The organism is Aurantimonas aggregata (assembly GCF_010500835.1).
GTDB classification, from domain to species: domain Bacteria; phylum Pseudomonadota; class Alphaproteobacteria; order Rhizobiales; family Rhizobiaceae; genus Aurantimonas; species Aurantimonas aggregata.
On the sequence record NZ_JAAAMJ010000047.1, the window covers coordinates 1 to 9,962 of the forward strand.

At 62.9% G+C, this 9,962-nt stretch carries 8 protein-coding genes and 3 pseudogenes; 6 read left to right on the forward strand and 5 right to left on the reverse strand.

The features are described from left to right. Positions 1–128: pseudogene (locus GTW51_RS22645) on the forward strand (transposase); the annotation flags it as partial. Positions 129–240: 112 nt separating this feature from the next. Here the strand turns inward: GTW51_RS22645 and GTW51_RS22650 are convergent. Beyond that, positions 241–1,470, reverse strand: coding sequence for an IS110 family RNA-guided transposase (locus GTW51_RS22650; protein WP_203566270.1), 1,230 nt, complete (start codon positions 1,468–1,470; stop codon positions 241–243). Positions 1,471–1,717: 247 nt separating this feature from the next. Between GTW51_RS22650 and GTW51_RS22655 the strand changes: the two are divergent. After that, a pseudogene (locus GTW51_RS22655) lies at positions 1,718–2,053 on the forward strand (transposase); the annotation flags it as partial. On the opposite strand, the gene GTW51_RS22660 reads toward GTW51_RS22655, so the two are convergent. Then, entirely contained in the window at positions 1,957–2,403 is a 447-nt protein-coding gene (locus GTW51_RS22660; RefSeq protein WP_163046293.1) for a DUF4238 domain-containing protein, read from the reverse strand. The pseudogene GTW51_RS22655 and the gene GTW51_RS22660 overlap by 97 nt on opposite strands. A 170-nt stretch (positions 2,404–2,573) precedes the next feature. Between GTW51_RS22660 and GTW51_RS22665 the strand changes: the two genes are divergently transcribed. The 4 genes and pseudogenes from GTW51_RS22665 to tnpC all read left to right on the forward strand — a co-directional run bounded on the left by GTW51_RS22665 (position 2,574) and on the right by tnpC (position 7,365). Continuing rightward, positions 2,574–3,401 (forward strand): type IV toxin-antitoxin system AbiEi family antitoxin domain-containing protein, encoded by an 828-nt coding sequence (locus tag GTW51_RS22665; protein ID WP_163046294.1) that lies wholly within the window; start codon positions 2,574–2,576, stop codon positions 3,399–3,401. Further along, on the forward strand, positions 3,398–4,282 hold the full coding sequence (locus GTW51_RS22670) for a nucleotidyl transferase AbiEii/AbiGii toxin family protein (RefSeq protein ID WP_163046295.1): 885 nt from the start codon (positions 3,398–3,400) through the stop codon (positions 4,280–4,282). The genes GTW51_RS22665 and GTW51_RS22670 overlap by 4 nt, the downstream gene beginning before the upstream one ends. Before the next feature lie 385 nt (positions 4,283–4,667). Then, positions 4,668–5,614, forward strand: a protein-coding gene (locus GTW51_RS22675; RefSeq protein ID WP_163046296.1) for an IS630 family transposase whose coding sequence is annotated in 2 segments (ribosomal slippage) — positions 4,668–5,004 and positions 5,004–5,614 — 948 coding nt in all. Because the reading frame shifts where the segments join, the coding sequence is not laid out codon by codon here. Between the two features lie 467 nt (positions 5,615–6,081). Next, a pseudogene (gene tnpC / locus GTW51_RS22680) lies at positions 6,082–7,365 on the forward strand (IS66 family transposase). Positions 7,366–7,423: 58 nt separating this feature from the next. On the opposite strand, the gene GTW51_RS22685 reads toward tnpC, so the two are convergent. The 3 genes from GTW51_RS22685 to GTW51_RS23725 all read right to left on the reverse strand — a co-directional run. Beyond that, positions 7,424–9,034, reverse strand: coding sequence for an IS66 family transposase (locus GTW51_RS22685; RefSeq protein ID WP_163046297.1), 1,611 nt, complete (start codon positions 9,032–9,034; stop codon positions 7,424–7,426). 131 nt (positions 9,035–9,165) lie between these two features. Next, positions 9,166–9,546 carry an IS66-like element accessory protein TnpA gene (tnpA, locus tag GTW51_RS22690; RefSeq protein ID WP_163046298.1) on the reverse strand — a complete coding sequence of 127 codons (381 nt, stop codon included), beginning with the start codon at positions 9,544–9,546 and terminating at the stop codon, positions 9,166–9,168. Between the two features lie 136 nt (positions 9,547–9,682). Beyond that, positions 9,683–9,962, reverse strand: a 280-nt coding sequence (locus GTW51_RS23725; RefSeq protein WP_203566272.1) for a hypothetical protein, incomplete at its 5' end; no start/stop codon positions are given.

Genomic DNA, 9,962 nt, shown 5'->3' on the forward strand with positions numbered 1-9,962 from the left:
CGCCCTTCGGCGGGCCGGAGCAGGTGCTGGCCTATCTCGGCCGCTACACCCATCGGGTTGCCATCTCGAACGCACGGCTCGTCGATATGAGCGATGACGGTCGCGTTTCCTTCCGCTGGAAGGACTACGGATGAGATCGAATAGCCCCTCGCGACAGGTTTATGATATTTCCTTCGAGCCCACGGGCGACCACGAGGCGAACAGCAGGACGTGAGGTTCAAGCCCTGCGGCGCAGCCTGATCATCGTCGCTCCTCGTTTGTGGCGCCCGTGGGTTTTGAGCGCGGTCCTGTTCGGCGCCATCCGCTCGTCATTCGCTGGTATGCTCCTTCGGCCTGCTGAGCCAGGTTGCGCTCGTCGCGTCGGCGTTGCGTGATGTTGTAGTCGTAGGAAGCGCCTTTCTGGCCGCGCCGCGGCGGATGTCCGGCCCGCAACTCGAGATCCCGGAGCTTCTTGGCGTGCAGCGACGGGCGAACCCAGCTGTAATCCTCTCCCTTCGTCAGCAGATGCCAGATGATCACTGCCAGCTTGCGGGCGACCGCGACCGCTGCGATGTGGTTGCCGCGTTTGCCTCGCACGCGTTCGTAGAAGGCGTGGAGCGGCCCCGGACTGCGAACCGTCTGCCAAGCCGCCTCGACCAGGAGATGACGGGCGTCCGAGCGTCCGCGCTTGGTGATCCGGCCGTGCTGGGCCGGTCCATCGCCGGACTGATGGACGCTCGGATTGAGGCCGATATAGGCGACCAGCTTGTCGGGTCCGTCGAAGCGGTCGATCCTCCCGATCGCGGCCATCAATCCGACGGCAACGACCATGTCGACGCCGGGGATCGTCATCAGTCGCGTCACGTTCGCGTCGGCCAGGGCGGCACGGGCGATATCGCGCTCCACCCCCTTGAGGGCTTCGGACAGGCGGTCGTATTCCTCGACGTGGCGGTCGGCGGCCTCCCGCTCGTCATCGGGTAGGTGTTGCGCCCGCAGCCAGGCTCGCCCCTTGCCGCCGAACAGGTCCGCGAAGGGGCACGGAGGGATCAGGTTGGCGTGCAGGATCGACTGCACGATTGATTTCAACCGAACCCTTTGCCGAACCAGCTGCCTCCGACGCGTGACCTGCCGCCGGCGGGCAAGGGTCGCGGCGTCGGGGATCCAGACCTCGGGCAAAAAGCCCGCGCCGTAGAGTTTTGCCAGCACGCGGGCGTCGATGGCGTCGGTCTTGATCTTCGCCTTGGCGATCAGGTGCACCTGCAGGGGATTGGCCACGGCCACCCTCGCCACATGGGGAGCGAGGATCTCGGTGACCGCCGTCGCATTGCCGGTCGCCTCCACCACGACGTGGTCCGTCGGCAAGAGCGTCCTGGCAAAGTCGTTAAGCTGATCCCGCGTCATGCCGATCCGGCCAAGACGCTTGATCTCCCCATCCTCGAGCACCGCCGCTTCGGCGAAGACGCGGTGGATATCCATGCCGATGATGCGCATTAACTGCTCCTTCCGGTATCTTTCCTCTTCTCGATCTCAGGAGCTGGCGGGCTACACGGCAACTACGGATCCGCGCTCGCGGCGCATTCGGGCAAGCCGCAGGGGCGACCACATAAAGGCTCGGGCTCGCAGCCCATGTCTTTCCTCGGTCTGCCCGCACTCACGTGCTCCCGACGCCCCACATCCCGAATGGTCTCACCATAGCGCCTGGCACCGGAGTGCGGCAGGGATGTCGAAGCGTCAGCGCGATCATGCCAGATATCGGCATCATGGAAAGCCGAAGGTCATGACCCTCGACGCCGACGAGTTCATCCGGCGTTTTCTCCTGCACACACTGCCGGACGGCGTCCACCGCATCCGCCATTACGGCTTCCTCGCCAATGGTCATCGCTCCGCCAAGCTTGCCCTCTGCCGATCCCTGCTCGATGTTCGCACACCGAACCCCGCAACCGGACCCGCCAGCAGCCCGGAGACCGGCCTTCCACCTCATCGATGCCACTGCTGCGGCGGCATGATGCTCGTCATCGGAAGCTTGCCGCGACCGACGCCGAAACGCTCAGCGTTCTGGAACGACAGCTCTTGATCGGCATGCGTTCCAACATGGCCGAACCGAACTTTCTGCTGCTCGCCAATCCATGACAAGGAGCGGTGCTCCGCGATCTGGGCGACAATAGCTGCTCCGGCATCATCGACCCTGTCGAACATCGCCTCGAAATTGAGCCGTCCGCCATCTTCGGTGATTGTGTTGAAGTCGTTCTCCGAACCCGAGTCCAAGATCGACGACGTGAAGCTCTTGCCGGTCGTCTTGTCGAAGACGTGGATCTGGGTGCGGCCCTCGTCGCGCGCAAAGTGACGTAGTTGCGCCTGAGTTACATAGTGGTGCTTGTCTGGGAGGCTTGGATGGTTTCGACATAGATTGAAGATAAGCTGCACTTGTAGCGCAACCAAGGCGGTCGATGTTGGCCTGGAACGACGGGCGGCAAGATAGCAATTTTGCACAAATCATGTTTGAAAAGCCGCTCGTGGCACGGAAACACGAGTACGATTTGATCAACCACGTCAATGCATGTTGAAATAACCGCGCTAAGAGCGGATAATGGCGCATGGTTCACGATCAGCGCTCTGCCCTGTCAGCTCATATCGCAAGCCTGCTTTCCGCAGGACAAGTGGTCTTTACGAGCGAACAGGCTGAACAGGCGCTCGGCGTCGGACGCGGTCCATTCCTCGATGCCGCCGAGCGCCTTCAACGCCGTAAAGCGCTGATCAGGCCTCGGCAAGGGTTCTATGTCGCGGTGCCCCCACAGTTTGCCTCCTGGGGTGCGCCGCCGCCCCCATGGTACATCGACGCCCTGATGCGCCACGAACAGCAGCCCTACTATGTCGGCTTGCTGAAGGCGGCGGAACTCCACGGGGCGACGCATCAGGCCGTGATGGAATTCCAGATCGTCACCCCAAAACGCATGCCGAAGATCAAGGCCGGCCGCAATCTGATCGTCTTCTATTACCGCAAAGACATCGCAGCAGTGGAGTCGGGTATCGAGGATCGCAAAACGGATACAGGCAGAATGAAAATTTCCTCGCCCGCCCTCACAGCCCTGGACCTCCTGCGCTACCCGCAGGCAGCGGGCGGGATCGATAATGTCGCGACAGTCCTCACGGACCTTGCCGAAAAGATCGATCCTTCCCAGCTTGCCGCGCTGTCCGACGTGGCCGAGCGGCCCGTCGTCCAACGTCTCGGCCACCTGCTGGAGCAACTGGGGCATGCGGATCGCGCTGATCCGATGCACGCGGCGCTTATGGCGCGCGGCACGGCGCCGTGGACAGAACTCGATCGGCATGAGTCGCGCGATCCGGACTTCACGCCGGCGCCACAGGAGCGCAACGATCGTTGGCGTGTGGTCGTTCGTCGCACGCCGGAGATCGACGAATGATTCCCGGTCAGAACATCGTCGCGTGGGGCAACGTCGTTCCGTGGGCGGATCAGCGTCAGGTCGAACAGGACCTCATGATCAGCCGCGCGCTCATCGACATCTTCAATGACGATCTCCTTTCCGCCGAACTGCGTTTTCGCGGCGGCACGGCGCTGAACAAGCTGCACTTCCCGGGACCGCTGCGCTACTCGGAAGACATCGATCTCGTGCGAACGACTGCAGGCCCCATCGGCCCGATCTTGGATCAGCTGCGTGTTGTACTCGAGCCGTGGCTCGGCCGGGCGCAATTCGATCAAAGCCCGGTTGCCCCCAAGTTTCGCTTCCGTGTGGATGCCGAAGACGGAAGCGGCGTTCCCATTCGCCTCAAAGTCGAAATCAACACGCGTGAAATCGAAGCCTACGATCCGCCACAAACGCTGTCGTTTCGGATAGATAATCCCTGGTTTGCCGGCGTGGCCGCGATCCCGACCTTCTCTCGGGAGGAAATGCTCGCCACCAAGCTGCGTGCTCTCCTGCAGCGCGACAAGGGGCGTGATCTCTATGATCTTTCCCATGCCGTGAATGTGTTTGAGGAGCTTGATGTTGCTCGGGTCACCGAACTGTTCGGCCGCTATCTTGAGTTTGCGGGCCAATCGATATCCCGGGCCCAGGCCGAGGAGCGAATGTTCGCCAAGCTGGCAAATCCGCGGCTGTTGACGGACATGCGGCCATTGCTGCCGCTGGCGCAGGCGGAGGCTTTGTCGGACTATGCCACCAAAGAGGCTTTCGAGCGCGTATTCGAGGGGCTGGTTGCAAAAATCGCCGGCGACACCTGGGTTCGCACCGAAGAGATGAAGGAGCGGTTTGGGCTAATCGGGCGGTCAACTCCGAACGTCCCATAGCGTCGTCCGAAGAGCGTGATCCGCACGATAGCTGTCGCTATCCGGCTTGCCGATCGGCTCGAATCGCCTATGCTGGACGATGGCTGATCCGGCCATGCCGTCCACATTGGCAAAGCCCACGGGCAGGAGTGAACGATCACCCCGTATGAACCTCTCTCAAGGTGCGCGGGCCAAGTGGACACGCCGTTGCAAGCACCGCCGGAGCGGTTCCATGCGAATCCACTTTTCCGATCTCGTTAGGCCGAAACAGGCCGCAAAATATCTGGCTCGCGCCGCGCCTGAACTAAAGGTTGCAACCGTCCACGAGGCGCTAGAGCGTTTTCCGGGCGGGTAGAGTCTGGTGCGGTTTCGTGATTCAAGCTGCCGACCGGAAGGGAGGCAGCGGATGGCACGAGCTTTGTCGATTGATTTACGTCATCGGGTTTTGAAGGCGATGCGGGACGGGCTGACGACGCATGCGGCGGCGGAACGCTTTGGGGTTGCGATCGCGACGGCGGTTCGGTGGCGGTCGCGGGATCGTTCTGGACAGTCGGATCCCTTGCCGATGGGCGGTGATCGCCGCTCTGGACGGATCGAGGCTGAGGCCGACCTCCTCCTCGCGCTTGTCGACGAGACCGACGACATCACACTCCACGAGATGCGACGACGCCTGGCAGAGGAGCGTGGGCTCGAGGTCGGTGCCGGCACGCTTTGGCGGTTCTTCGATCGACGCAGCATCACGTGGAAAAAAAGACCGCGCACGCGAGCGAACAGAGCCGCCCGGACGTCCTGAAGAGCCGGGAAGAGTGGTTCGACAGCCAGCTCGATCTCGATCCAGAGCGGCTCGTCTTTATCGACGAAACAGGTCTGTCGACAAAGATGGCGCGCCGTTATGGACGCTCGCCGCGGGGAGAGCGGTGCCGGTCCGGCTTGCCCCACGGACATTGGAAAACAACCACCTTCACCGGCGCACTGAGGATCAGCGGTATGACCGCGCCAATGGTGCTGGATGGCGCCATGAACGGTATCGCCTTCCGGGCCTATGTCGAACAGGTGCTCGTCCCGACGCTCTTGCCGGGCGACATCGTCGTCATGGATAATCTCCCGGCCCACAAGGCGGAGGGCGTGCGCGAGGCCATCGAACAAGCCGGCGCCAAGCTGCGATATCTGCCGTCTTACAGCCCGGACTTTAATCCGATCGAGATGGCCTTCTCCAAACTGAAGGCGCTGCTCCGAGCCAAGGCAGAGCGCACTGTCGATGCCCTTTGGCAAACCGTCGGTGTCCTCATCGACTGCTTCAAGCCTGACGAATGTGCCAACTACTTCAAAGCCGCCGGATACGATGCGGCATGATCGGAAAACGCTCTAGCCCGGGTTCTGGGCTACCGCGACTGGCATGAGCTCTCGAGCGCGACCCGCCGGACAATCCCGCAGCAACGGAGCAAATCGGCCTCGAGGACGCCCTGAGGGTGATCCTCCGGCTGGCTGACGCGCTCGCCCTCCCGGAAGCCGACGTTCTTCGAGGCTGGCCCCGAACTCTGCAATCAACGGAGCCAGGAAGCCGGCATCCATTAATCCCGACTTCGGCGACTTTCTCTTCGTGTTGACCATATCGTCTCACCTTGAGATGCATTGCGCACCTCAGGGATGACTCAATTATGCTGACTACAAGAGCTGTTGGAACGACGACAACGCATTGATATCGTACGTTTATACTCGTTCTCGCCGGCCAGGACTCCGCATAATCCTCTGCTCCGCATAATTCCTCAGTAATTACCCACCCTCTTGCCAACGGTGCGGATCGCTGAATCCATGAGCGGATGGAACGCGGTGATTTGCAGCGGCTATCGAAGGACGAACTGATCGATCTGGTGCTGCGTCTGCAGCGACCGGAGAAGACGTCGCGGACGTCGTCGAAGCCGCCGGCGACAGACCGCAAGGAACGGCGCGACAAGGCCAGACCGGGCGGCGCCAAGCCCGGTCACGAGGGCAAGGCCCGCGCCATGAGTGAGATGTTTGACCGGCAGGTCGACCATCGTCCTGGTCAGTGCCGCTGTTGCCAGGCGAAACTCTCTGACGACTTGCCCGCCGAGACGGCAGGCGAATACGAGACGATCGAGCTTCCTCCAATCCATCCTGTGGTCGAGCGCCACCGGCGGCTTTCGGTGCGGTGCCCGTCCTGCGGGGTGCTGGTGGCAGCAAAGGTGCCGGCCGCGGCGAAAAGCACGCCCTTCGGGTCGCGCATTCATGCCGTGGCGACTTATCTGAAGACCTTCCAGGCTTTGTCCTATGAACGGCTGCAGCGTGCGTTCGCCGACCTCTTTGGACTTACGATCAGCCAGGGCGGCCTGATGAACATGTTGAGGCGGTCGCAGACAGCCTTCGTGCCCGAGTGCGACACGGCCATCGCTACCCTGCGCCGGGCGAAGGTCGTTGCCTCCGACGAGACCGGCGTGCGCATCGAGGGCTCGAACGCCTATCAATGGGTGTTCCGATCGAACGAAGCAGTCGTGCATCGCGCCGCTCCAACCCGGGGCGCCGTCGTCGTGCGCGAGTTGATGGAAGGGCATCGGCCAGAAGTCTGGTGTTCCGATCGCTATTCGGCCCAGCAGGGGCATGGCGCGGTGCATCAGACATGCCTCGCCCATCTCGCCCGGGATGTCGCCGATGGCGACCAGACGAGCCACGACATGCTGCCGTCGCGACTTCGGCTCTGGCTGAAATAAGCCTTCGCCCTGGCCGATGGGATCGAGACCTTTGCGGCCTCGACGATCGCCGCCAAGCGCAGGGCCCTGGAGCGAAGTCTCGCTGACATTCTTTCCGCGCCGACCACATGCGGTCTGGCTCGTGATCTTCAGATGAAATTCCGGCGCGCCCGCGATCAGCTCCTGACCTTTGCTGCGTATCCCGGACTGGTGGAGCCAACCAATAACGCCTGCGAACGCGCGCTCAGACCGGCCGTGATCCAGCGAAAAGTGACCAATGGCTACCGCGCCATGTGGGCGGCCGAGGGAGAGGCCGCCATCCGCACCGTCGTCTATACGGCAAGGCTGCGTACCGGCACCAACACCTTCCAGACCATCCTCAATACCGTCAGCGCCTGACGGCCGAGCCCGGAAACCGCAGGGGGTGAGTAAGTAACCGGGGCAGATTTCCGGGCGGCTATGTTCGAGTAGCGTTCCGGATGAGGTCCGGGAGCGGCGCGATGGGCGCTTGGTTTGGGATGCCGAGCCGGTCGCCGAGATAGATGAAGAACGAGACGCCGAGCTTCATGCAGGTCTTCATCAGGCCGAGGAGGATGTCGCGCGCATCTCGCCCGGCGTCGCTGATGGTGCCGCCGGAGATCTTGCGCTTGGTGACGAAGGCGCGGATGTCGTTTTCCGAACCGTTGGTGTGCAGCGGGATCTCCGGACGCTCCAGAACGCGCAGGAGTTCGGATTTTCGGCGATGAAGCCGGACCAGCAGCCGGTCGAGCAGGACATATCCGGTTCGTCGCCGGAAGATGCGGTCGAAGCGGGCGCGCAGGGCCGCCGCTCGCCGGCTACAAGGCTCCTTTTGCCAGCTTTTCAGATCGCGGTAGAACCACCAGATCAGCTGGCGCACCAGTTCGACGGCCTGGCGCTGTTGCGGGTTCGCCGGCACCAGCTTGTGGACGAGCCGCTCGGCATGGACCCAGCACAAGGCATGCTCGCCCACCCGGAACTGGCCGGCGCCATCGGAGACGATCACGGCATCGGCAAGCAAGCCGTGCTGGCGGATCGCTCCCCACATCGCCCCTTCGGTTGCGATCCTGACCGGGTCGGGCGTCACTTCAAGCTGGTCGATCCCGAGCGCCGCCAGATGCCTGTTCCAGGCGGCGCCATCGCCAAAGAGCTTTTGTGGCGCTCCCGCGAGGCGATCGATCACCGAGCCTGCGAGGTTGCGGCCGCGCATGTAAGCCAATGCCTCGTCATTGATGACATGATCGCCATGGCCGGCGCGAAGGGTGGTCAGAAACGCCGCGCGCGATTTCGATGGCCCGGTGCGGAACGCCGTAAACCGGTTGTCACCGATCTGGGTGGTGTAGCCGTCCGTGTTGGCGTGACGCGCCGACGTGTCGTCAACCGTGATCCATCGCGCCGTGGCAAGCCCGGCGCGCAGCACTTCGCGCTCCTCTCTCGCGAGGGCGTCCAGGTGGTCGCTCATCAGTCGCACGACCTGGCGCTTGGAAATTTGGACGCCGATCCCGGTCAGGAGCGCCGTCAGGCGTTCCGTCGTCACCTGCCCCTGAGCATGGCAGGCAAGGATGAAGCGGCGTAGGTTTGGTCCCCAGCCGCCGACGATCCCAGCCGGCAGCGGCGCCACGATCGTCTGCCCCGCCGGTGTCACCCAGCGCTCGCGGCGATACCGCACGACCTCGGCGGACAGGACCAGATCCCGAACCAGGATCGTCTCGTATCCCTTGAACCGCGATCCCGCCGGGGCCTGCGCCCCGACCACCACCTCGCGGCTGACCTGCTCGCCATCGCGCTTGGCGCCGCGCCTGCGGCGTTTGCGCTTGCCCGCCGCCGGACCAGTCGCCTTCTCCATGCCCGACGGCTTGGATGACTTGAACGAAGGCCGCGGCGGCAGCCCCTTGAGCGACGCGACCTCGTCCTTGAGCGCCCGGTTCTCCGCCTTCAGCGCTGAATTCTCCGCCCTCAGGCCTCGGACTTCCGAAACCAGCCCCGCGACGACGTCGCGAAGCTGCCCCAGCGGCAAACCCTTAAGCGAATCAATGTCCGGCTCCAGCATGGCGACCGTGAATCATGATCGCCACTCCAGGGAAAGCCCGCTCGCCCGGAAATCTGCCCGGTTACGGTGAGTAATTACATTCCTCATGTCGGTGTGACCCATCGCGATCCACACCCGGACCCGCGACGGGATCATCGCAGCGCCTTCAGAACCGCAGCCGCCAACGCTGGCGGCGTCGATGCCGAGATCAGCATCCGCCCGCCACCTGGCAGGTCCACCACGATCGCCGCTCCCGTATCCTCCGTGACCGACTCAAGAGGCGGGACGATTACCGCGGGAACGAAAGCCGGCTCCGGGGGCGCCCCATGGCGCTCTGCTCGAAAAGTGCGCCTCCACGTCGACAGTTGCCAGCGCGAAATGCCATGCCGACGCGCCGTTGCCGCAACCCGGCGCGGACCCGCCAGGCTCTCCATCACGATCCGGAGCTTCTCATCCTCGCTCCAGCGACGACGACGACGTCCTGTCTCGACGATTTCCAGACGCTCAAAAGAATTGTGCTTGTGGCTGCCCATACGCACAGTCTCTTACCGCGACGAACAGGCCGAAAGGCGGTTCAGGCCGTAGGCGTAGGAATTTTCACGCCCGTCCGCTTGGAAAGTTGGCCGATCGAAAACATCGAATATCCTCTTGAACCTCTAGACACTAGCATTACAGTTGCGCTTTCTGTTGGCTTCTGAATCCATGGGTTTCCATGATTCGGAGGTCATGGATGACGGGGCTATCGATCGAGGCGACGCTGGAACTTTGGGCGTCTTCGCTGCGGATGTGAAGGCGCGAATTCAGCCGCTGTTTCGCCAGAAACTGAACCGCCCCGAGTTTGTCGGAGGCTCCAACTCTTGAGAGACTGGAGCCATGACGAAGAGAACTCCGCCGTTTAGTCCCGAGGTGCGCGCCCGCGCGGTTCGGATGGTTTTGGATCACAGGGAGG